The organism is Achromobacter sp. MYb9 (assembly GCF_002975275.1).
Taxonomy (GTDB): Bacteria; Pseudomonadota; Gammaproteobacteria; order Burkholderiales; family Burkholderiaceae_B; genus Achromobacter.
Genome location: NZ_PCOQ01000021.1, coordinates 1 through 22,010, shown reverse-complemented (window position 1 = coordinate 22,010; position 22,010 = coordinate 1). Strand labels below are relative to the sequence as shown.

Genomic DNA, 22,010 nt, shown 5'->3' with positions numbered 1-22,010 from the left:
GGCGTTACGACTTGTTCAACGGGCAGGCGGCCTGCGGCTTGGGGAACACGTCCTCGCCCTTCAGCACCGACTTCACGTTGTAGTAGTCCCACGGGGCCTTGGACTGCGCCGGCGTCTTCACCTGCAACAGCAGCATGTCATGCACCAGGGCGCCGTCCGCGCGCAGCTTGCCGTTTCGGATCACGGCGTCATTGATGGTCATTTCACGCAGCTTGGCCATCACGGCCGGCGCGTCGTCCGTGCCCGCGGCTTCGATCGCCTTCAGGTACGACAGCGTGGCGGAATACACGCCGGCCTGCGACGCCGTCGGCATCTTCTTGGCCTTCTCGAAGAACTTCTTGGCCCAGGCCCGCGAGGCGTCGTCGTAGTCCCAGTAGAACGCTTCGGTCAGATACATGCCCTGCGCCTTGGCCAGGCCCATGCTGTGCACGTCCGAGATATACGTCAGCAGCGGCGCCACGATCTGCTTCTTGTTGATGCCGAATTCGTTGGCCTGCTTGACGGCGTTGACCGTGTCGTTGCCGGCGTTGGCCAGCGCAATCACATCGGCCTTCGAGGCTTGCGCCTTCAGCAGGAACGACGAGAAGTCGTTGCCCGGGAACGGGTGGCGCGACACGCCGACGACGGTGCCGCCGTTTTCCTTGATGACTTCGGTGGCGTCCTTTTCCAGCGAGTGGCCGAAGGTGTAGTCGGCGGTGATGAAGTACCAGGTTTTCTTGCCTTCCTGGACCAGCGCGCGCGCCGTGCCGGCCGCCAGCGCGTAGGTGTTGGTGGTCCATTGCGCATTCAGCGGCGAACACTTTTCGCCCAGGATCGCCGTGGACAGGCCTGCCGACGGCATCGTCACGCGGTTCTTCTGCTTGGCGATTTCCATCACGGCCAGCGCGGTGGACGCGGTGGGAAAGTCCGTGATCATGTCGACCTTGCCCTGGTCGAACCATTCGCGGGCCAGGTTGGCGGCCACGTCGGGCTTGTTCTGGTGATCGGCGGCAACCACCTCCACGGGTTTGCCCAGCACCTTGTTGCCCATCTCTTCGGCAGCCAGCCGGGCGGCGATCACCGAGCCATTGCCCGCCAGATCGGAATAGACGCCCGACAGGTCGGTCAGCACGCCAACCTTGACGACGTCGTCGCTGATCTTGGCTTGCGCGTGGACCGCGCCGGCCGCGCCGAGGGTAAGCAGCGCTGCTGCGATTCGATTCAATTTCATCTGACTACGCTCCGTGTAGGAATGGGGGACTGCGGTCGGAAGGAATACAGCGGGACATCAAATGCCAAGCAAGGCGTTCAGCTTGTCTTGCGATTGCTGGACTTCGGCGCGGTCGATCACGGCAACCACCTGGCCGTGCTCGATGACGTAATGGCGATCGGCCAGATGCTGGGCGAAGCGAAAATTCTGTTCGACCAGCACGGTGGTGTAGCCGCGCGCTTTCAATTGCCGGATCACGCGGCCCAGCGATTGCACGATGACGGGAGCCAGGCCTTCGGTGATTTCGTCCAGCAGCAGCAAGCGGGCCCCGGTGCGCAGAATGCGCGCCATCGCCAGCATCTGCTGTTCGCCGCCCGACAGCCGGGTGCCGGGGCTGTGCGCGCGTTCTTTCAGGTTGGGGAACATCGCGTAGATCTCTTCCACCGACATCCCGCCCGGCCCGACCGAGGGCAGCAGCATGAGGTTTTCCTCGGCGGTCAACGACGCGTAGATGCCCCGTTCTTCGGGGCAATAGCCGATGCCCCGGCGCGCGATATTGTGGGTGGGCATCGCCACCGTTTCCTGCCCTTGGACTTTGATCGAACCACTGCGACGGCCCACCAGGCCCAGGATGGCTTTCAGCGTCGAACTGCGGCCTGCGCCGTTGCGGCCCAGCAGCGTCACGCATTCGCCGGGTTTCACGTCCAGGTCGATGCCGTGCAGGATGTGCGATTCGCCGTACCAGGCGTGCAGGTCGCGGATTTCCAGCATGTTCGCGGCGGCGCCGGCCACGGCTTCATTCATCTTCGGCTCCCATGTAGGCTTCGCGCACGGCGGGGTCTTCCGACACCGTCGCGTAGGGGCCTTCGGCCAGGATCTCGCCCCGTTGCAGAACGGTGATGGTGTCGGAGATGTCCGCCACCACTTTCATGTTGTGTTCGACCATCAGGATCGTGCGTCCGGCGGACACCTGCTTGATCAGGTGCTTGACCCGGTCCACGTCCTCGTGGCCCATGCCCTGCGTGGGTTCGTCCAGCAGCAGCAACTCGGGCTCCAGGGCCAGCGTGGTCGCGATTTCCAGCGTGCGCTTGCGGCCATAGGGCAGGTCGCCCGCTGCCACGTCCAGATGCGTGCGCAAGCCAACCTGGTCCAGGAGTTCCTCGACGCGGTGGTGCAGGCTTTCCAGCGTGCTTTCCGACCGCCAGAAGCAATAGTCCACGCCCAGTTTGCGTTGCAGGGCCACGCGCACGTTCTCGCGCACCGACAACTGCGGGAACACGGCCGATATCTGGAACGAACGCACGATGCCGCGCCGCGCGGTCTGCGCGGGCCGTTCCTGCGTGATGTCCACGCCGTCGTACACGATCTGACCGCGCGTCGGAATGTGGAACTTGGTCAGCAGATTGAAGAACGTCGTCTTGCCTGCGCCATTCGGGCCGATCAGCGCGTGGATGGCGCCACGCCGCACGTTCAGGTCGACGTTGTTGACCGCCACGAATCCGCGGAATTCCTTGGTCAAGCCCCGGGTCTGAAGGATGATGTCGCTGTGCATGGTGTCCGTTAGGCGTGCAGGGGGACAGGCCCCCCGCGCCCGGCGGAGGGTTCGTGCTGCGGCGAGTCGCGTCCGGGAACGGGCGCTTACGTCGACTGGTATTGCTTGGGGCGTTTGGCCATCGCGGCCTGGATGATGGCGGTGCAGCGTTCGCGTTCCGCGCCGACCAGCGGCAGGCGGGGCCGGCGCACATGTTCGTTGCCGACGCCGGCCAGGGTCTCGGCCAGCTTGATGTTCTGCACCAGCTTGGTGGACACGTCCAGATGCAGCAGCGGCGTGAACCATTGATACAGCGCCAGCGCGTCTTGCCACTGGCCGGCCTTCATCAGGTCGTACAGCGCCACGGTTTCACGCGGGAAGGCGGTGACCAGCCCGGCCAGCAGCCCGTCCGCGCCCAGCGCCAGCGCTTCGAACGACAGGTCGTCCACGCCGATGAACAGCTGGTAGCGCGTGCCCAACGCGTTGCGCAGGTCGGTCAGGCGGCGGATGTCGTCGCTGCTTTCCTTGATGGCGACCAGCCAGGGGCAATCGGCCAGTTCGGCCATGTGCTCGGTCTTCAGGTCGACACGGTAGGCGACCGGATTGTTGTAGATCATGCAGGGCTTTTGCGCCGCTTCCGCCATGGTGCGGACGCTTTGCATCGCTTCGCGCGCATCCGCCACGTAGATCAGCGACGGCATCAGCATGAAGCCGTCCACGCCAAGTTCGACGGCGGCCTTGATGAAGCGCAGGGCTTCGCGGGTGCTGGTTTCCGACACATTGGCCAGCACGGGGATGCGGCCGGCGCTGACTTCCACGGCGCACCGCGTGACGTCGAGCTTTTCTTCCAGCGTCAAAGTGCTGGCTTCACCCAGCGAGCCGCAGGTGACCAGGCCGTGGACCCCGTTGTCGATCAGAAAGCCGAAATGCTTGCGCATTGCGTCGAAGTCGAGGGATTCGTCGGCATGGAACTTACTGGTTACGGCAGGAAATACGCCCTGCCAACGCACGTTACTCAACTGGCTTCTCCTCAGGATGCCGACGCTTCAATGGCGGAGCGGCGAGCTGAAGTAAAGTCTAATATTCGTTAAATATATTTAATAGATATTTTTATATGGGAGTTTCCCGAGATCGGGTTTTCCCGGCAGGCACGATGAACGGAAGGCAAGAAAAAGCCCCGCGCGGCGGCGGGGCGGCAAGGCGGCGCTGGACCGTCAGCCGGCTTTGCGCTTGTAGGCCCGGGTCGCGTCCTGCATGAACGTCTTGACCGCGGCGTCGTACTGCGGACCGCTGCGGAAGGCGCCCGAGTGCGACGCGCCTTCAATCTTCACCAGCCGCTTGAGGTCTGGCGCCACGTTGCGCGCGGCGGCGAAGAGCTCATCGCTCATCGTGTGGGGCACCACGCGGTCGGCAGTGCCGTGCATGAACAGCATGGGCGTGTGCATGCGGGCCAGCTTGTCCACCGAATCGAAAGGCTGCGTCACCAAGAGGCCCGCGCCCGGCACCTTGCCCCAGCGCAGGGTGCCCAGCATGGCCCCGATGCTGGTGAAGCTGGATTCCACGATCAGGCCGGCGAAATCAGGCTGTTCGGGGCGGGCGGCCAGATCGATGGCGATGGCGCCGCCCAGGCTGTGCCCATACACGAAGCGGCGGGCGGCGTCAGGCTGAAGCCGTGCCAGTTCTTTCAGCCCGGCCATCGCGTCTTCCAACGCGCTTTCCTCGGAGGGCAGGCGCGGCGTGGAGGCGCCGAAGCCGCGGTAGTCGATGGCCAGGACGGAATATCCCATGCGGGTCCAGCCGTCGATGCGGAAGGCGCTGCCGTTGAGATTCCAGCGCGCGCCATGCAGGTACAGCACCGTGGGCGCACCCGTCTTGGGGCTTTGCCAATACCAGGCGCGCACCTTGTCGCCATTGGCCAGCGCCAGGTCGTAGACCTCGGTGCCGGCGGCGGGTTCGCGCCACCACGTCTGCGGTTCGGACTGAGGGGAAAAGATCGTCTGGCGCTGCCAGGAGTCCAGGTGCGAGCACCCCACCACGCCGGCAGCGGCAAGCAGGGCGGCGACGAAAAGCCGGCGGATGGAGAATCGGGGCAGGGCGGGCATGAAAGCTATGACCCTGTCGGGCCGGTTGGGTTCCGGCATCAGGATACTCCGGGATGCGCCTCTCGCGTCAGTGCCAGCCACGCTTGCGCGGCATGCGACAGGTAACCGCCGCGCCGCCACACCAGCACCATTTCCCAATCGGTGCCCGGGTCGCGCAAGGGCACGCGGCAGACGCCGGCAGGCAAGGCATCGTCGGCCTTCAGCCGCGGCAGAAAGGCCACGCCCAGCCCGGCCGCTACCAGCGCCACGATGAAATCGATCTGGCCGCTACGCGCCGCGATGGCGGGCGTGAAGCCCGCGCGTTGGCAGGCGTCGTGGATGATGCGGTTCAGGGCAAAGCCCGTCTCGAACAGGATGAACGGAGACGCGCGCAGGTCATGCAGGCCGACCGAGGCGGCGCGCGCGCTCGGGTGGTCGGCCGGCAGCAACGCGATCAAGGGTTCGCGCGCCACCGGCTGCCATTCCACGTTGTCGGGCACGGGCTGCAGCGATGCCGCCAGTTCGATCTCGCCCGTCATCACCATTTCCTCCAGCCGGCGGCTGCCATGCTCGACCAGGCTGATCTCGATCTGCGGATAGCGGCTGCGAAAGCGCGCGAACATCGGCGCGAACAGCGAACTGCTGCCCAGCGGCGGCAATCCCAGGCGCAGTACGCCGCGCTTGAGCCCCTTCAGGTCGTCCAGTTCGGCGTACAGGTCGTCGCGTTCGGCCAACATCGCCACGGCGCGCCGGTAGACGATTTCGCCCGCCTCCGTCAGGCGGACGGGCTGCGCCTGGCGGTCCAGCAACGGCAGGCCAAGCTCGTCTTCCAACTGGCGCACGGCCTTGCTGACCGTGGGCTGCGTGGCGTAGATGGTCTTGGCTGCCTGGGAAAAGCCGCCTTGGCGGACGACTTCCACCAAGGCGCGCAAGGGGCGCAGGTCCATGGGTATGCCTATATGGAATAAGTTGGATTCTTCGAATTCATTTTATCTATGGGGTGAGCAGGCGTAAAACACCAGCTTGTTGCTGGAACCGTCTGATGTCTCGCCCTCGTACCGCCCTCGTATTGCGCCTTGCACTGCGCCGCAGCCGCTTGTTGCAAATCGCCCTGATCGTCCTGTTCTCCTTGCTGGGCCAAGTCCTGGCCAATGCCTTCGGCCTGCCCGTGCCGGGCGGCGTCATCGGCATGGCGCTGGTGCTGGCGTTGCTGGCAACGCGACGGCTGCATGTGCGCAACGTCCATCGCGGGGCGAGCTGGCTGCTGGGTGAAATGCTGCTGTTCTTCGTGCCCGCCGTGATGTCGCTGCTGGACCACCGCGAGTTCCTGGGGATGCTGGGCGTGAAGCTGCTGGTTGTCATCCTGCTGGGCACCGCGCTGGTCATGGCCGGCACTGCCCTGACCATCGACCTTTGCTATCGCTGGATGAACCGCCATGCCGCTTGAATTCAACCAGCTCTTCTGGCCGGCGGCCACGGTCGCGGCCTACGTCTGTGCGCGCCTGTTCTACCGCCGCCATGCGTACTGGTGGACATCGACCCTGGTCGTGGCGCCCGCGCTGCTGCTGGCCTTGGCGATCGTCCTGCACACCGGGTATCGGGACTACATGTCCGGCTCGCATTGGTTGATGGCGATGCTGGGGCCGGTCATCGTGGCCTTCGCCTTGCCGTTGTACGAGCAGCGCGTGCTGATCCGGCGCTACTGGCCCGTGCTGGTGGCCGGCGTGGCGGTGGGCAGCCTGATCGCCGGCGTCAGCGCCTGGATGCTGGGCAGCCTGCTCGACCTGCCGCCGGATCTGCGACTGAGCCTGCTGCCGCGCTCGGTCGCCACGCCCTTCGCAGTGGCGGTCTCGTCCCATGTGGGCGGCGTGCCGGACCTGACCGCGGTGTTCGTGATCGTGACCGGCGTGTTCGGCGCGGCCATCGGCCAACTGATGCGTCGCTGGCTGCCGCTGCGCTCCGCGTTGGCGCGGGGCGCGCTGTTCGGCATGGGCGCGCACGGCGCCGGAACGGCGAAGGCCCGCGAACTGGCGGCCGAAGAGGGCGCCGTCGCGGGCCTGGTGATGGTGATGGCGGGACTGTTCAACGTGTTGATCACCCCCGCCGTCGTCGTCGGCCTGCTGGCCTGACGCGATGCGTCAGTGCATCAGCTCCAGCGCCACCGGGTACAGCGATGCCACCAGCAGCAGCGCCATGCCCACATTGAATGCGCGGACGGCCCAGGGTTTGTGCAGCACCCGGCGCAGCGCGGTGCCGAACGTCACCCAGACGCCGATGCTGGGCAGGTTGACGATGCCGCACACCAGCGTGGCGATGACGAGATTGGCGAAGAAGCCGTTTTGCGGCGTGTAGGTCGCCACCACGCCCACCGCCATGACCCACGCTTTCGGATTGACCCACTGGAACGCCGCGGCTTGCAGGAAGGTGAACGGCTTGCCGCGCGCTTCACCGTCCTCCATGCCGCCGGAATTGGCGATCTTCCAGGCCAGGTAGAGCAGGTACGCGGCGCCGGCGTACTTCAGGATGGTGTATAGCGCGGGCACTTGCTGGAACACCGAACCCAGGCCGATGCCCACCAGGAAGATCATCAGCGTGAAGCCCAGGTTCACGCCCAGCAGATGCGGCATGCTGCGGCGGAAGCCGAAGTTCAGGCCGGACGACGCCAGCATGACGTTGTTGGGCCCCGGCGTAATCGAGCTGACCAGCGCAAATAGCGCCAGCGGACCCAGCAAGGATGCGGAAGCCAAGGGCACGTCGGCCCAGTTGGTGGGAAGCAGATTCATTTTTTGGTCCTGACAATGGCACGGCGTCCGCCGGCGATAACGGCGATCACGGCGGCGGCGAACAAAAATGTCGACGGCTCCACGGATTCGCCAAACAACCATGCCGCCGCCACGACCGTTAGGAACGGTTGCAACAACTGCACTTGACCCACCCTGGCGATTCCGCCCACGGCCAGGCCGCGGTACCAGGCGAAGAATCCCAGGAACATCGAGCCGAACGCCAGGTAGGCGCAGGCGGAAACTACCGTGGCGCTGGGCCACTGGGCTTGCGTGGCCATCCAGCCAACCGGCGCCAGCACGACGGGCGCACTGATTGCCAGCGCCCAGCATATTGTGCGCCAACCGCCCAGCGTGCGTGCCGCGCGGGCGCCTTCGGCATAACCCATGCCGCCCAGCACCACGGCCACCAGCAGCCACAGGTCGCCGGTGGACAGCGTGCCGTGGCCTTGGCGCAAGGCAAAAGTCGTGACCAGCGCGGCGCCCACCACCGCCCAGCCCCAGAACGAAGCCGACGGGCGTTCACCGCTGCGCAACGCCGCAAAAGCGGCCGTCGACAGCGGCAACAAGCCGTTGAACACCGCGCCGTGCGAAGACGACACGCTTTGCATCGCCAGGGTCGAGGCCAGCGGCCAGCCCACGACGATGCCCAGCGCGGCCAGGATGACGCCAGGCCACTCGTGGCGGTTCGGCCGCCGGCTGCGCGTCAGCCATAGCAGGGCGATCGCCGGCACCGCGGCGACCAGGGCGCGCCCCAGCCCCACCAGCAACGGCGTCAGTTCGGATACCGCCAGCCGCGTCATCGGCAGCGTCAACGAAAAGACCAGCACGCCCAGGAAACCGTAGCCATAACCTTCCCAGACGGAAGGAGGCGCGATGGGTGCCGTCTGGGGGGACGGATAGAGCGTGGATCGGGTCATGACAGTTGCCAGGGAACGCGAGGGGGCGATGGGTGGGCCGGGGAATCGGGGTGCCCGCAGTTGCGAGCTTTCCGTATTGCTGTCACTCTACGCATAGTTATCGGTACAGTACCGGTACACTTAGGCATATCACTTTAATCACTGGCCTGGTCGAATCCCCATGACAGTTGCTCCTGCTTCCGCACCCTCCATGCCGTGGCTGCCCGTGCGCCAGGCCGATGCTTCCCTGGTGACGCAATTGGCCGATGGCCTGGCCCGCCGCATCGACGAACAGGGGCTGCGGCCCGGTACTCGCCTTCCATCCATCCGCAAAATGGCCGAACAGTCCGGCGTCAGCCGCTTTACCGTCGTCGAAGCCTACGACCGGCTGGTGGCCCGTGGCCTGGTCCAATCGCGTCGCGGCGCGGGTTTTTTCGTCCGTGCGCGCAGCGGCCCGCTGGCGGCGGTGGCCACGGCGCCCGCCACGACGCTGGCGCCGCCGGCACGGGTGGACATCGCCTGGCTGCTGCGCAGCATGTTTCGCGAAACCAATGCCCCGGGCATGCCCGGCGGGGCCGGCCTGTTGCCGGCCGAGTGGCTGGACCCGGATATGGTGGCAGGGGCGGTGCGCGCGGTGGGGCGGTCGGTGCGCGCCAATCTGGTCAGCTATGGCCATCCACAGGGTTTTGCGCCCTTGCGCCAGCAAATTGCCGCGTCTCTACAGAACGACGGGGTGCCGGCGCACCCGGAGCTGAACCTCCTGACCACCAATGGCGTCACCCATGGGCTGGACCTGATCGCGCGCCACCTGGTCAAGCCGGGCGACACCGTACTGGTCGAAGACCCGGCATGGTTCGTCATCTTCGGCCGGCTGGTGGCGTTTGGCGCGCGGCTGATCGGCGTGCCGCGCGGGCCGGACGGCCCGGACATCGCCATGCTGGAGCAGTTGGCGGCCGAGCACAAACCGAAACTCTTCATCATCAACAGCGCCGTGCATAACCCGACCGGCCACACCTTGTCGGCCGGCGTGGCCTACGACATCCTGCGGATCGCCGAGCGCCACGATTTCATGGTGGTCGAAGACGACACCTACGGCGAGCTGCACCCCGGCGGCGCCATGAAGCTGGCGGTGCTGGACCGCTTGAACCGTGTGATTCTCGTCGGCGGTTATTCCAAGATGCTGGCCGCGAGCCTGCGCGTGGGCTATGTGGCGGCCAACCCCGACATTCTCCAAAAGCTGGCCGACCTGAAAATGCTGGCCGGGCTGACCTCGCCCGAGCTGGGCGAACGCGTGGTGCATCGCGTACTGATGGAAGGGCAATACCGGCGGCACATCGAGCGCGTGCGCGCGCGGGTGGACGACGCCCGCCAGCGGTGCATGCGGGGGCTGCTGAAGCTGGGGCTGACGGTGCCCCACGAGCCCAACGCAGGGATGTTCGTGTGGGCTGACTGCGGGCGCGACACCGAAGTGCTGGCGCGCGAAGCCGCCGACCGGGGCATGCTGCTGGCGCCAGGCACGCTGTTTTCACCGTCGCAGGCGCCTTCGACCATGCTGCGGTTCTCGGTTTCCATCGCGGATGATCGCGGCGTCTGGACAGAATTGGAAAAACTCTTCGCGCAAAACGGCTCCTACAATCAATAATATGCAGCTATCTATCTGAAGGAACCGCCATGTCCGCACCCATCAAGCCCCTGACCGAAAGCTTTGCCGTCGCGCCTCAATTGGGTCCCGACGACATGGCCGATGTTGCCGCCGCCGGCTACAAGAGCGTCATCATCAACCGCCCCGACTTTGAAGGCGGCCCCGACCAGCCCACCGCCGCCGACGTGTCCAAGGCCGCCGCCGCCGCCGGCCTGGCGGTGGAATACCAGCCCGTGGTGGGCAGCGCCATGACCGTGTCCGACGTGGTGCGCTTCGCCGAACTGCTCAAGACCCTGCCGGGCCCCGTGCTGGCTTATTGCCGCACCGGCACCCGCTGCACCAATCTCTTCGCCGCCGCTCAGCAACTGGGCTGACACGGCGCTTGACGCAGGTCAATACCGCCCGGTTCCCTTGATGTGAACCTGGCGGCTTTCCGGTAGCATAAAGATTCCTCTCAAACAGGAGCAGGCAAGATGTTCAAGAAGATCCTGATTCCCACCGACGGTTCGCCGCTGTCGGCCCAAGCCGCCAACGCGGGCATTTCCTTCGCGCGTTCGGTTGGCGCCGAAGTTGTCGCCCTGTACGTGACGCAACCCTTTGCGGCCACGATCGGCTTTGACGGCATGGCCGCCGCCTACGCCATCACCGACGAGGACTACGAAAAGGCCTCGGCCGAACAAGCCGACAAATACCTGAAGCAGATCACCGACCGCGCCGACACCGCTGGCGTCAAGTCCGAGTCGCGCGCCGTGTCCAACTTCAACGTGGCCGACGGCATCGTGCAGGCCGCCACCGATGCCGGCTGCGACCTCATCTTCATCGGCAGCCACGGCCGCAGCGGCCTGTCGCGCCTGCTGCTGGGCAGCGTCACGGCCAAGGTGCTGTCGCTGGCCAGCACCGCCGTGCTGGTCTACCGCGTCAAGGAAGAAAAGAAGTAAGCACCCGGCCCCGCGCCAGGCCGGCGCATGCGCCGCAAAGCCCCTCCATCGCGAGGGGCTTTTTTTGTCTTGGGCCCTATCAAGACAAAAACGCCGCCCGGGCCAGCAAGCACGTGCCACGTGCGCGGCGTGGGGGCTTGTTTTCCCTATCGCGGCCATGAAGATATTTTTCACCGCACGCGGCCGATTGGTCCTTGTATCTTGCCGCGCGGCGCGTAATATTTACGCATCAGCGCGGGCGCGGTTCCGCATTCCTCAGGTACCACACGCGGCATGGCGCCCGCCGCGGCAGCGCCCGGTCGGGCTTGCCGTATATGCATAGTGGTTCACTGCAAGGAAGAGGCCATGACTCGCAAGACGCGTATCGAGCTTTACCGCAATATCGGCATCAGCGCCCATATCGACGCGGGCAAAACGACGACCACCGAGCGCATCCTCTTCTACACCGGCATCACCCACAAGATCGGCGAAGTCCATGACGGCGCCGCCGTGATGGACTGGATGGAGCAAGAGCAGGAACGCGGCATCACCATCACGTCGGCAGCCACCACCGCCTTCTGGAAAGGCATGGCGGGCAATTACCCTGAACACCGCATCAACATCATTGACACCCCGGGGCACGTCGACTTCACCATCGAAGTCGAACGCTCCATGCGCGTGCTGGACGGCGCGGTCATGGTCTATGACGCGGTGGGCGGCGTGCAGCCGCAGTCCGAGACCGTCTGGCGGCAGGCCAACAAATACAAGGTGCCGCGCCTGGCCTTCGTCAACAAAATGGACCGCGTGGGCGCGGACTTCCTACGCGTGCAGCGCCAGATCGCCGAACGCCTGAAGGGCGACGCCGTGCCGATCCAGCTTCCGGTAGGCGCCGAAGACCATTTCGAAGGCGTGATCGACCTGGTCAAAATGAAGGCCATCATCTGGGACGACGCCAGCCAGGGCGTGAAGTTCAAGTATGAAGACATCCCCGCGTCCATGCTTGAGCAGGCGCAGGAATGGCACGACAAGATGGTGGAAAAGGCCGCCGAGGCCAACGAGACGCTGCTTGAAAAGTACCTGTCGGGCGAACCCCTGACGGAAGACGAAATCAAGCAGGGCTTGCGCGCGCGCACCGTCGCCAACGAGATCGTGCCCATGTTGTGCGGCAGCGCTTTCAAGAACAAGGGCGTGCAGGCGATGCTGGACGCCGTCATCGACTACATGCCGTCGCCGCTCGACGTGCCGGCCATCAAGGGACACGACGAGCGCGACCGCGAAATCGAGCGCCATCCTGCCGACAACGAACCGTTCTCGGCGCTGGCCTTCAAGATCATGACGGATCCGTTCGTCGGGCAACTCGTGTTCTTCCGTGTGTATTCCGGCGTGGTGAAATCGGGCGATTCCGTCTTCAACCCGATCAAGGGCAAGAAGGAACGGCTGGGCCGCATCCTGCAGATGCACGCGAACGAACGTCGGGAAATCACCGAGGTGTATGCGGGCGATATCGCCGCGGCGGTCGGCATCAAGGACGTCACCACCGGCGACACGCTATCGGATCCCGCGCACGTCATCATCCTTGAACGGATGGTCTTCCCCGAGCCCGTGATTTCGCAGGCCGTGGAACCGAAGACCAAGGCCGACCAGGAAAAGATGGGCATCGCGCTGAACCGGCTGGCGCAAGAGGACCCGTCCTTCCGCGTGCGCACCGACGAGGAATCGGGCCAGACCATCATCTCTGGCATGGGCGAGCTGCATCTGGAGATCCTGGTCGACCGCATGAAGCGCGAGTTCAACGTCGAGGCCACGGTTGGCAAGCCGCAAGTGGCCTACCGCGAAACCATTCGCAAGGCCTGCAACGAAGTCGAAGGCAAGTTCGTCAAGCAGTCGGGCGGGCGCGGCCAGTATGGCCATGTGGTGCTGAAGCTGGAACCGCAAGAGCCAGGCAAGGGCTACGAATTCGTCGACGCCATCAAGGGCGGCGTGGTACCGCGCGAATTCATCCCGGCGGTCGACAAGGGCATCCGCGAATCGCTGAACGCCGGCGTGCTGGCGGGCTACCCCGTCGTGGACGTGAAGGCGACCTTGTTCTTCGGGTCATATCACGACGTGGACTCGAACGAGAACGCGTTCAAGATGGCGGGCTCGATGGCGTTCAAGGAAGGCATGCGGCGCGCCGATCCGGTCTTGCTGGAACCGATGATGCAAGTCGAAGTCGAGACGCCCGAGGACTTCACCGGCAACGTGATGGGCGACCTGTCGTCGCGGCGAGGCATGGTGCAGGGCATGGAAGACATCGCGGGTGGCGGCGGCAAGGTGGTGCGCGCGGAAGTGCCACTGGCCGAGATGTTCGGCTATTCGACGTCGCTGCGGTCGCTGACCCAAGGGCGCGCGACCTACACGATGGAGTTCAAGCACTACGCCGAAGCGCCGCGCCAGGTGGCACAGGAAGTCATCGCGGCCCAAGGCGCGGGCCGCTGACCTCGCGTTGCGTGGTCAGGCCGGGGCGGCCACAGTGGCGGCCCCGGTTCGCAGGCGCATAGACGCCATCTTCACGCCCATCAGAATCATCACGAAGCCATAGGCGTGGAACAGCTGCGGGGTTTCGCCCAACAGGGGCCAGGCCAGCAGCGCGGCATACACCGGCACCAGGAACATCGACAGCCCCGCCGTGGCGGGACCGGCCTGGCTGATCAGGCGGCCATAGACGTAATAGGCGCCCAGACTGGGCACGATCGCCAGAAACAGCAGCACGGCCGCCAGGCGCGGATCGGTCCAGGGGGGCGTGGCGCCGGCCGCGGCTTCGATGCCGGCAAAGGGCGCCAGCGCCAGCACGCCGCCCAGCATCATCGTTGCCAGCCGTGCGTGGTCCGGCACGGCGGGCAAGGTCAGGCGCTTCTGCAGCACGGTATAGAACGCCCAGCCCGTCGCGGCCAGCAACACCCATAGGTCGCCCTGGCCGAACGCCAGCCGGGCCAGCGTCTGAAGGTCGCCGCGCGACAGCACCACCAGCACGCCGCCCAGGGCCAGGCCCAGGCCGGCCGCCCGAAGCGCCGACAGCGGCTTGCGCCAGATCAGCGCTTCCAGCAGCGCCACCAGGATGGGGCTGCATGAAAAGATCAGGGCGATGTTGGTGGCGCTGGTGGTTTGCGCGCCAATGTACTGCGGCGCCACGGCCACGCCCATGCCCAGCACGGCCAGCGGCAGCAGGGTGGGCAGGCTGCGCCACAACGCGCGGCGATGCGCTCGCAGGGCGGGGGCCGCCAGCGGTAGCAAGATCAGCAAGGCCAGCAGCCAGCGGCCAAAGGCCAGGAAAACGGGGGGAAGGCTGGCATCGTGGGCCCAGCGGGCCGCGACCATGTTCGACGCGAATAACGCCGGGGCGGTCAGGAGCATGGCGGTGCCGGACAGGCCCAGACCGGTTCTTGCGGATACTGCTGCTGCGTGTGACATGATTTCCAGCCGCGCGGATCGGCGCGCGGGTTGCTGCGTGGGAACTACCGACGCGCACGCCGGGTTGTGCCGCGGCGCAGGCGTCGAAATCCGACGGGCGGGATAGGGCTCGTCTTGCTGGAAAGTCTACGGCTGGGGAAACAAAATAGGTTTCCTGATTCACGCCCATTTAGCGTTTAAAGAAGAATATCTACCTTGTAGAATTCGTATTCGCAGGGATATTCTCTTTATGGGTCCGCCAGCCATGTCCGCCACCCCGAAAATCGACGAAACCGACCGCAAGATCCTTCGCGCATTGCGCGCCGACGGCCGCCTGACCAACCTGAAACTGGCCGAACACGTCGGCCTGTCGCCCACTCCTTGCTGGAATCGGGTCAAGGCGCTGGAAGAGGCGGGGGTGATCGAGGGTTACGCGGCCTTGCTGAATCAAAAGGCGTTGGGCCTGCCGGATACCGTCATGATCGAGGTGACGCTGGAACACCACGACGATGAGTCCCTGGCGCGTTTTGGAGAAGAGATCACGCGGCTGCCGGAAGTAGTTGAAGCCTTTCTGGTCACGGGCGAATACGACTATCTGATCAAGGTCGCCGTGGCGGGCACCGAGGGCTACGAGGAATTCCTGCGCAAACGCTTGTATAAGCTGCGCGGCGTGCGCCACAGCCGTTCCACCTTCGTCCTGCGGCGGCTCAAGCACACGCCTTCGGTGGAGCCCTAGCCTTAAGAGAAGCCAGGCCCGGCCTAGCCCCCGATGAAGGCGTCGATGGCGCCGTTGAAGGCGCGCGGATTGCCCAGGTTCATGCCGTGCGACGAACCCACGACCGTCACGCGATGCGCGTGCGGCACCCATTGCGACAGGGCATCCAGCACGGCGGGGTAGGGGGCGGGGCTCAACGCGCCACCGATCAACAGGGTCGGCAGCTTCAGCGTGCCGATCTGCTGCGGCGTCAGGGCTTCGGGCTTTTCGTCCGCCTGGCCGAAAAGCGTGCCGACGTTGTCACGCACCATCTCCTTGAACCACGGCACCATGCGTTGCCAGGTGTCCGGGCCCGTCACCGTGTCCACGAACAGCGCTAGGCCTTCCTCGACGTCGCCCTGGCGGATCAGCGCCAAGGCGCGCTGGCGGAAACCTCCACGCGAATCGTCGCCGCCGGGCAGCGGCAGGCCCGGATCGGCCAGCGTCAGGCTGCGCAACGCGTCGGGCTGGCGTAGCGCGGCTTCCAGCGCCACGCGGCCGCCGCGGGAATGACCGACCAGATGGGCAGGGCCGCCAGCGACGGTTTCAATGAACGCCAGCACGTCGCTGGCATGCTGCTCGATGGAAAACCCATCGCCTTCGCCGTCCCAGGTCTCGGGCCAGTACCGGCGCAGGCAAACGGCCAGCACCCGGAACGACTTGCCCAGCGGCGCCATCTGCGACTTCCAGTAACGGCAGTCCGATAAAGATCCGTGCACCAGCACCAGCGGCGTGCCGCTGCCGTACTCGGTGTAGGACATGGCGTAGCCGTTGATCAATGCGGTTTGCAGGGGCAGTACGGGTTCGGAACGCATGGAGGTCGGGAAGGGGAAAGCCAGGTCCGCATTCTAGCCCGCCGCCAAGGCCGGGCATCACCGGCCACCGCTGATAAACTCGTTCGCAATCTTTCACGGAGCCCGCCACGATGTCCCCCGAGTCCCTTGCTGCTTTGCCCGAATCCGCCCAACGCGTCGCCCGCCTGCTGCTCGAGATCGGGCATGACAAGCCCGTCGTCGTCCTGCCGCAATCGGGCAAGACGTCGGCCGAAGCGGCGGCGGGTCTGGGGTGCGAAGTGGCGCAGATTGCCAAGTCGATCATCTTTCGCCGGGTGTCCGACGATGCGCCCGTGCTGGTCATCGCCAGCGGCGCGAATCGGGTCGACGAATCCAAGGTGGCCGAGCAGGTCGGCGCCTTGGCCAAGGCCGACGCCAGGTTCGTGCGCGACATGACGGGCTACGCCATCGGCGGCGTCTGCCCCATCGGTCACGCCGTCAAGCCGGTCATGTTGCTGGACGCGGACTTGTTCAACTACGACAGCCTGTGGGCGGCCGCCGGCCACCCGCATGCCGTGTTCAACCTGACGCCCCGGCAGCTGGCGGACATGACCGGTGCGCCGGTGGTCGATGTGGCCTTGCGCGCCTGATCGGTCGCATTCAAGACTCAGAATTCCGAATCTGGCGCTCGGCATCCGAGGCGTCGGCGCCGTTCAGCGCGGATGTTCGTCCAGCCCGTCGATCAGCACCTGCCGCCGCCCGCGCGAGCACGCTTCCACACGCCCCTGCACCCCATAGACTGCGGCCAGCGATGCGGGCGTGATCACGTCTGCCGGCGCGCCTTCGGCATGCAGCCGGCCAGCCTGGATCATCACGGCGCGATCCGCGTGCTGCAACGCCACGTTCAGGTCGTGCAGCACGATGACGCTGATCAGGCCGTGCTCGCGCGTCTCCTGCTTCAGCAACCGCATCACATGGAACTGATAATTCAGGTCCAGGGCGGATAAGGGTTCGTCCAGCAGCAGCACCCGGGGATGGCGGATCAGCGCCTGCGCCAGGCCCACCAGCTGTTTCTGCCCACCCGACAAGGCATCCAGGTAATGCAGCGCCAGATGCCCGATGCCCAATCGGTCCAGAAGGCGTTCGATGTCGGCCATTCCCGCACCGGCCGGCAGCCCGTCGCGGCTGGCGTTCGCGGCAACCAGCACCGATTCGAATACCCGCAGATGCACGGCGGCAGGCAGGCTCTGCGGCAGGTAGACCATATGTCGGGCGCGTTCACCCACGCCCAGCCGGGTCATGTCATGCCCCTCCAGCAAGACGCTGCCGTCGCGCGCGCGGACCAGTCCGGCCAGCGCCTTCAGCAACGTGGACTTGCCGCTGCCGTTGGGGCCCAGCAGGGCGGTCACCTGGCCTGCGGCAAGCGCCGGGATCGACAGCGCGTGCAGCACGTCGCTCCGGCCATAGCCGGCGGTGAGTCCGTGGATGTCCAATACGGCGTCGCGTGTCATGGCAATTGCCGGCGCAACAGCACGGATACGAAGAAGGGGATGCCCACCAGTGCCGTCACGATGCCAACGGGCACGACGACGCCGGGCAGCAGGTTCTTGGAAACGACGGACGCCAGCGACAGGATCAGCGCGCCCACCAGCGCGCTGCCAGGCAAGTAAAAGCGATGGTCCTCGCCGAACAGCCTGCGCGCGATGTGCGGCGCCACCAGCCCGATGAATCCGATGGTGCCGACAAACGCAACGGCCAGCGCCGATAGCAGGCTGACCCGCGCCAGCGCCGCGACGCGCACCCGGCGCACGTCCACGCCGAAGCTGGCGGCGCGTTCTTCGCCCAGGCGCAGCGCCGTCAGCTTCCAGGACTGGCGCATCGCCAGCGGCAAGGCCAGCGCAACGGCCAGCGCCAGCACGCTCACCGTGGTCCAGCTGGACCGCGACAGGCTGCCCATCGTCCAGAACACCAGGTTTTGCAGCGCTTCGGCACTGGCCAGGAATTGCACCAGCGACACCAGCGAATTGAAGGTGAACACCATGGCGATGCCAAACAGCACGACGCCCGACGTATTCATGCCGCTCCAGCGGGCCACGGCGTCCAGCATCAAGGCCGCCAGCACGGCGAACAGGAACGCGTTGCCGGCGATCAGCCAACTGCTGGATACCCCGGGCAGCCCAAGTTGCAGCACGATCGCCAGCGACGCCCCGAACGCGGCGGCGGACGAAACCCCCAACGTAAAGGGGCTGGCCAGCGGATTGTTCAGGATGGTCTGCATTTCGGCGCCCGCCAGGCCCAGCGCCATGCCGACTAGCGCGGCCATCAGCGCGGAGGGCAGCCGGATGTCCCACACGATCACGCGGTAGGTCGCATCGGCCGAGGCGGGCGAGGTCAGGGTCCGCCACAGGTCGCGCCACGGCAGGCCGGACGGCCCCACCGTGAAGTCGATCAGCAGCGCAATGAAAATCGCCGCCAGCAGCAGGGCGATAAGCCCTGCGCGGCGGCGCAGGATGTGCCGGTAGGCGCTGACCGCGCTTGCGGCGGGCAGCATTACTGCAGCAGTTGCAGGCGGCTCTTGGCCGTGCCGGCAGCCGGCGCGTTCGGATAATCGCGAACAATGCGCTGCAGCGTGGCTTTGGCGCCGGCGCGGTTGTTCAGTTCGATCTGGCCGCCGGCGATGATCAGCAGGGCGTCCGGCGCGCGGGCGTTGTCGGGCGACTTCTGGACCATGCTGGTCAGCTGCTCGATAGCGCCCTTGAAGTCTTTCATGCCGTAGCGGCTGCTGCCCAGGTAGAACTGCGCGCTGGGGGCCAGCTGGCTGTTCGGGTAGAGCGCGGTGAAGGCGGCCAGCGATTCCGCGGCGTCCTTGTACTGGCCTTTGCGGAACAGGTCCATCGCGCCGTCATAGGCGGCTTGCTCTTGCGGATCGCCAGCCGCGGTGCCCGGGGGATTCGTGCCGTTGGGCGCGCCCGGCTTGGCGCTGGGCTGCTGGCGAGACACCAGTTCCAGCTGGTCGCGCAGTTGCGCCACTTCCTGCTGCAGGGATTGAATCTGGTCGGCCAATTGCAGCTTGGCGCGTTGGCTCTGCTCGTTCTGCTGCTGCACCTGCTGGCGCAAATCCAGAATGGCCTTACGGGCTTCATCATCGGAAAAAGCGTGAGCGGGCGCCGTCAGGGCCGCAAGCACCAGGCCAGTGGCCACAATCAGAGGACGCAGGGACAGAACGTTATCGCGCATGAATATTCCCGGGTATAAAAACAAACGTCGGGACGGCCGGCTGACCGTCCCGACGCGTGGTAGGGCTCTTGGACTATACGAAAAGCTTAACGCAGATAGTTGATATCGGCGCGGCGGTTTTCAGCAAAGTCGGCTTCCGACGTTCCCGTCGACTTCGGCTTTTCTTTGCCGAAGCTGATGGTTTCGATCTGGTTGTCGCTGACGCCCAGCAGGGTCATCATGCGACGCACGGCGTCTGCACGACGCTGGCCCAGGGCCAGGTTGTACTCAGCACCGCCGCGTTCGTCGGTGTTGCCTTCGATCTTGACCTTCTGCTGCTGGTGCGAAGCCAGGTAGCGGGCATGGGTTTCGACCAAGCCACGGTACTGGTCCGACACGGTGTAGCTGTCGAAATCAAAGTACACCGAGCGCTGTTGCGCCAGGATGCTTTGGGGGTTAAAGGGATCAAGGATTTGGCCAGAGGCCGAAGATCCTTGGCCAGCGCCTCCGCCCTGACCCGCTTTATCGTCGAGAGGGACGGAGCTGCAAGCTGCCAGAGTGGCAGCCAGAGCGGCAATGGTCAGGCTTTTGGCAATGCGCGACTTCATGATAGTTCCTTTGCAAAGAGAGTCACACGTGTTATCGGGTAAATGGGCCCCAAGTCGGTTCACGTATTTCCCCGTTCAGTACCGAAAGCGTCTGCCGTACGCGGCCATCGCTCGAAACACCCGCAAGTACGCTACGTCCATTTTGGATGGCGGCGTAAAGGACTTGCATGCCATTCGGCGCGAAACTTGGCGACTGATCGTCACGACCATCAGTGATCAAGGATTCGGAGCCTGAGGACAGGTTCAACGACGCGATTCGAAACGCGCCGTCGCGTCTTGCAACGTACAGCAGCGTCGATCCATCGGGGGAAATTCGGGGTGATATGTTGTAACCACCATTAAACGTGAGGCGGCGTGCTTCGCCACCTGTCGAGCCGGTCTGATAGATTTGCGGCCCGCCGCTGCGGTCACTCGTAAAGATAATGGAAGCACCGTCTGGCGTAAAGGTCGGTTCGGTGTCAATCCCGGGAGAACGCGTAACTCGGGTGGGATTCGACCCGTCGGACGCGCCAACGATGTAAATTTGCGACAAACCGTCACGCGTCAACGCCACGGCCAGCTTGGAGCCGTCGGGCGACCAGGCGGGGGCGCTGTTGTTGCCCTTGAAGTTGGCGACGGGCACGCGGGCGCTGGTGGCCAGGGTGTGCACGTACACGACCGGCTTGCCGGACTCGAAGCTCACGTACGCCAGCTTGGCGCCATCGGGCGACCAGGACGGCGAAATGATGGGCTCGCGCGAACGCAGCGCCACTTGCGGGTTCTGCCCGTCGGCGTCGGCCACTTGCAGTTCGTAGGTGGCGCCCTTCTTCAGCACATATGCGATACGGGTCGAGAACACGCCGCGAACGCCGGTGATCTTTTCGTAGATGCGATCAGCGATCTGGTGGGCCACACGGCGCAGTTCCTGCTCGGTGCCCGAGAAAGCCACGCCGTCCAATTGCCCCTTCTTCACCGTGTCGGCCAGGCGGTAGCGCACGTCGTAGCGGCCATCGGCCCCACGGGTGATGCTGCCATAAGCCAGGAAGTCGGCGCCTTTGCCGCGCCAGTCGTCATGGGCGATGGGCGAATCGACGTTCAGGCCGGAACCGGCGGCATTGATCAGGCGGAACTGGCCCGTGCGGGTCAGGTCGGCGCGGATCACTTCAGCCAGGGCGCGGCCGTGGGTGTCGTCCACCGCGAAATCGGCAATGGCGACCGGATACTGCGTCGCGCCCGTGCCGGAAATATCAACGCGCAATTGGGCGTGGACCGGTTTCATCGCCATCAGGCAGGCCAGTGTAAGCATCAGCAAACCGAGCCCATACGATCGCCAGAGAGCGAGGAGGGAACCTCGTCGGCTATAAGCGGGAGTCATATTCATCAATCTCCTGTCAATCATACATTTTGTGCACTACGTCAATGAACTTGTCGTAGCCGCCCGTGGAGGGCTTCGGGAATGGGTTGCAGCGGCGGATGCCGGTCTCGACCGCGCGGTCGAACGCCGGATTGCCGGAGGATTGGGTCAGCGATACGCCGTTAACCTTCCCGTCAGTACCTAACTGTACCCGGTATTGTGCGGTCGGATTTCCGGATCCGCTGCGTGGCGGAGGCTGGTAAGCCACGCCCGGAAGGATGCAGGCGCGCACCTTGGCGGCATAGCCGTTATCGCGTCCACCGCCAGCCTGGTTGCGGTCTGCCGTGCCGCCGGGGATGCCTGCGGCGCCCAGCGCGTCATTACGGAACGCATCCTTCAAGGCCTTGTCGGCAGCGGCTTTCTTGGCGGCGGCGGCCTTCTCGGCAGCGGCCTTTTCAGCCGCGGCCTTGTCAGCGGCCGCTTTCTCGGCGGCCGCCTTGTCGGCAGCGGCCTTTTCCGCGGCGGCCTTCTTGGCAGCGTCGTCCTTGGCCTTCTTCTCGGCAGCGGCCTTGTCGGCAGCGGCTTTCTCGGCAGCCTTGTCGGCGGCGGCCTTGTCAGCCGCGGCTTTTTCGGCGGCCGCCTTCTCGGCAGCCTGGCGTTCCTGCTCCAGGCGCTTCTTTTCCTTCAATTCAGCCTGCTTGCGTTCTTCTTCCAGGCGCGCCTTTTCCTTGGCCGCTTCAGCGGCCTGACGTGCCTTCTCTTCCTGCTCGCGCTTCTTCTTCGCTTCCTGGATCGCGATCTCGGGATCCACTTCCTCGGTCTTGGGCTGAACCTCGGGTTCGGGCCTGGGAGGAGGAG

At 65.3% G+C, this 22,010-nt stretch carries 24 protein-coding genes; 8 read left to right on the top strand and 16 right to left on the bottom strand.

Annotation, left to right across the window (positions count from 1 at the left end; genetic code table 11):
- Window positions 1-4: 4 nt before the first annotated feature.
- The 6 genes from CQ050_RS23695 to CQ050_RS23670 all read right to left on the bottom strand — a co-directional run bounded on the left by CQ050_RS23695 (window position 5) and on the right by CQ050_RS23670 (window position 5,748).
- Window positions 5-1,210 (bottom strand): ABC transporter substrate-binding protein, encoded by a 1,206-nt coding sequence (locus CQ050_RS23695; protein ID WP_105559266.1) that lies wholly within the window; start codon window positions 1,208-1,210, stop codon window positions 5-7.
- A gap of 57 nt (window positions 1,211-1,267) precedes the next feature.
- A complete protein-coding gene (locus CQ050_RS23690; protein WP_105559265.1) occupies window positions 1,268-1,993 on the bottom strand; it encodes an ABC transporter ATP-binding protein in 726 nt (241 codons plus the stop codon).
- Window positions 1,986-2,741 carry an ABC transporter ATP-binding protein gene (locus CQ050_RS23685; RefSeq protein ID WP_105559264.1) on the bottom strand — a complete coding sequence of 252 codons (756 nt, stop codon included), beginning with the start codon at window positions 2,739-2,741 and terminating at the stop codon, window positions 1,986-1,988. The genes CQ050_RS23690 and CQ050_RS23685 overlap by 8 nt, the downstream gene beginning before the upstream one ends.
- An 86-nt stretch (window positions 2,742-2,827) precedes the next feature.
- Window positions 2,828-3,739, bottom strand: coding sequence for a dihydrodipicolinate synthase family protein (locus CQ050_RS23680; RefSeq protein ID WP_105559263.1), 912 nt, complete (start codon window positions 3,737-3,739; stop codon window positions 2,828-2,830).
- 195 nt (window positions 3,740-3,934) lie between these two features.
- Window positions 3,935-4,822 (bottom strand): alpha/beta hydrolase, encoded by an 888-nt coding sequence (locus tag CQ050_RS23675; RefSeq protein ID WP_105559345.1) that lies wholly within the window; start codon window positions 4,820-4,822, stop codon window positions 3,935-3,937.
- 38 nt (window positions 4,823-4,860) lie between these two features.
- The gene (locus tag CQ050_RS23670) at window positions 4,861-5,748 is read right to left on the bottom strand and encodes a LysR family transcriptional regulator (protein WP_105559262.1); all 888 of its coding nucleotides are present in this window, start codon (window positions 5,746-5,748) and stop codon (window positions 4,861-4,863) included.
- A 95-nt stretch (window positions 5,749-5,843) separates the two neighbouring features.
- On the opposite strand from CQ050_RS23670, the gene CQ050_RS23665 reads away from it, so the two are divergent.
- Complete coding sequence (locus tag CQ050_RS23665) at window positions 5,844-6,248, top strand: CidA/LrgA family protein (protein WP_105559261.1); 405 nt, start codon at window positions 5,844-5,846, stop codon at window positions 6,246-6,248.
- Complete coding sequence (locus CQ050_RS23660) at window positions 6,238-6,930, top strand: LrgB family protein (RefSeq protein WP_105559260.1); 693 nt, start codon at window positions 6,238-6,240, stop codon at window positions 6,928-6,930. Before CQ050_RS23665 ends, CQ050_RS23660 begins: the two co-directional genes overlap by 11 nt.
- A 9-nt stretch (window positions 6,931-6,939) precedes the next feature.
- On the opposite strand, the gene CQ050_RS23655 is transcribed toward CQ050_RS23660, so the two are convergent.
- Entirely contained in the window at window positions 6,940-7,584 is a 645-nt protein-coding gene (locus CQ050_RS23655) for a LysE family translocator (RefSeq protein ID WP_105559259.1), read from the bottom strand.
- Window positions 7,581-8,501 carry a DMT family transporter gene (locus CQ050_RS23650; RefSeq protein ID WP_105559258.1) on the bottom strand — a complete coding sequence of 307 codons (921 nt, stop codon included), beginning with the start codon at window positions 8,499-8,501 and terminating at the stop codon, window positions 7,581-7,583. The genes CQ050_RS23655 and CQ050_RS23650 overlap by 4 nt, the downstream gene beginning before the upstream one ends.
- A gap of 160 nt (window positions 8,502-8,661) precedes the next feature.
- Here CQ050_RS23650 and CQ050_RS23645 point away from each other — a divergent pair, with 160 nt between their 5' ends.
- The 4 genes from CQ050_RS23645 (at window position 8,662) to fusA (ending at window position 13,517) form a co-directional block, all read left to right on the top strand.
- The gene (locus tag CQ050_RS23645) at window positions 8,662-10,122 is read left to right on the top strand and encodes a PLP-dependent aminotransferase family protein (RefSeq protein ID WP_233214267.1); all 1,461 of its coding nucleotides are present in this window, start codon (window positions 8,662-8,664) and stop codon (window positions 10,120-10,122) included.
- Window positions 10,123-10,151: 29 nt separating this feature from the next.
- On the top strand, window positions 10,152-10,496 hold the full coding sequence (locus CQ050_RS23640) for a TIGR01244 family sulfur transferase (protein WP_105559257.1): 345 nt from the start codon (window positions 10,152-10,154) through the stop codon (window positions 10,494-10,496).
- Between the two features lie 99 nt (window positions 10,497-10,595).
- Window positions 10,596-11,060 (top strand): universal stress protein, encoded by a 465-nt coding sequence (locus tag CQ050_RS23635; protein WP_006225971.1) that lies wholly within the window; start codon window positions 10,596-10,598, stop codon window positions 11,058-11,060.
- Window positions 11,061-11,405: 345 nt separating this feature from the next.
- Window positions 11,406-13,517 (top strand): elongation factor G, encoded by a 2,112-nt coding sequence (gene fusA / locus CQ050_RS23630; protein WP_105559256.1) that lies wholly within the window; start codon window positions 11,406-11,408, stop codon window positions 13,515-13,517.
- A gap of 15 nt (window positions 13,518-13,532) precedes the next feature.
- Here the strand turns inward: fusA and CQ050_RS23625 are convergent, their stop codons facing one another.
- Window positions 13,533-14,489 (bottom strand): DMT family transporter, encoded by a 957-nt coding sequence (locus CQ050_RS23625; RefSeq protein WP_233214266.1) that lies wholly within the window; start codon window positions 14,487-14,489, stop codon window positions 13,533-13,535.
- 244 nt (window positions 14,490-14,733) lie between these two features.
- Between CQ050_RS23625 and CQ050_RS23620 the strand changes: the two genes are divergently transcribed.
- On the top strand, window positions 14,734-15,204 hold the full coding sequence (locus tag CQ050_RS23620; protein ID WP_105559254.1) for an Lrp/AsnC family transcriptional regulator: 471 nt from the start codon (window positions 14,734-14,736) through the stop codon (window positions 15,202-15,204).
- A 23-nt stretch (window positions 15,205-15,227) separates the two neighbouring features.
- On the opposite strand, the gene CQ050_RS23615 is transcribed toward CQ050_RS23620, so the two are convergent.
- Complete coding sequence (locus CQ050_RS23615) at window positions 15,228-16,037, bottom strand: alpha/beta fold hydrolase (RefSeq protein ID WP_105559253.1); 810 nt, start codon at window positions 16,035-16,037, stop codon at window positions 15,228-15,230.
- 110 nt (window positions 16,038-16,147) lie between these two features.
- On the opposite strand from CQ050_RS23615, the gene CQ050_RS23610 reads away from it, so the two are divergent.
- A complete protein-coding gene (locus CQ050_RS23610; RefSeq protein WP_105559252.1) occupies window positions 16,148-16,645 on the top strand; it encodes a YbaK/EbsC family protein in 498 nt (165 codons plus the stop codon).
- A 63-nt stretch (window positions 16,646-16,708) separates the two neighbouring features.
- On the opposite strand, the gene CQ050_RS23605 is transcribed toward CQ050_RS23610, so the two are convergent.
- The 6 genes from CQ050_RS23605 to tolA all read right to left on the bottom strand — a co-directional run.
- Window positions 16,709-17,506, bottom strand: coding sequence for an ABC transporter ATP-binding protein (locus CQ050_RS23605; protein WP_105559251.1), 798 nt, complete (start codon window positions 17,504-17,506; stop codon window positions 16,709-16,711).
- The gene (locus CQ050_RS23600) at window positions 17,503-18,546 is read right to left on the bottom strand and encodes an iron ABC transporter permease (RefSeq protein ID WP_105559250.1); all 1,044 of its coding nucleotides are present in this window, start codon (window positions 18,544-18,546) and stop codon (window positions 17,503-17,505) included. The genes CQ050_RS23605 and CQ050_RS23600 overlap by 4 nt, the downstream gene beginning before the upstream one ends.
- Window positions 18,546-19,232: a tol-pal system protein YbgF gene (gene ybgF, locus CQ050_RS23595; protein WP_105559249.1), complete on the bottom strand. Its 687-nt coding sequence runs from the start codon at window positions 19,230-19,232 to the stop codon at window positions 18,546-18,548. The genes CQ050_RS23600 and ybgF overlap by 1 nt, the downstream gene beginning before the upstream one ends.
- Window positions 19,233-19,318: 86 nt before the next feature.
- The gene (gene pal, locus CQ050_RS23590) at window positions 19,319-19,819 is read right to left on the bottom strand and encodes a peptidoglycan-associated lipoprotein Pal (protein ID WP_006217420.1); all 501 of its coding nucleotides are present in this window, start codon (window positions 19,817-19,819) and stop codon (window positions 19,319-19,321) included.
- 31 nt (window positions 19,820-19,850) lie between these two features.
- Window positions 19,851-21,173, bottom strand: coding sequence for a Tol-Pal system beta propeller repeat protein TolB (gene tolB / locus CQ050_RS23585; RefSeq protein ID WP_105559343.1), 1,323 nt, complete (start codon window positions 21,171-21,173; stop codon window positions 19,851-19,853).
- A gap of 16 nt (window positions 21,174-21,189) precedes the next feature.
- A partial coding sequence (gene tolA / locus CQ050_RS23580) for a cell envelope integrity protein TolA (protein ID WP_105559248.1) occupies window positions 21,190-22,010 on the bottom strand: 821 nt, incomplete at its 5' end.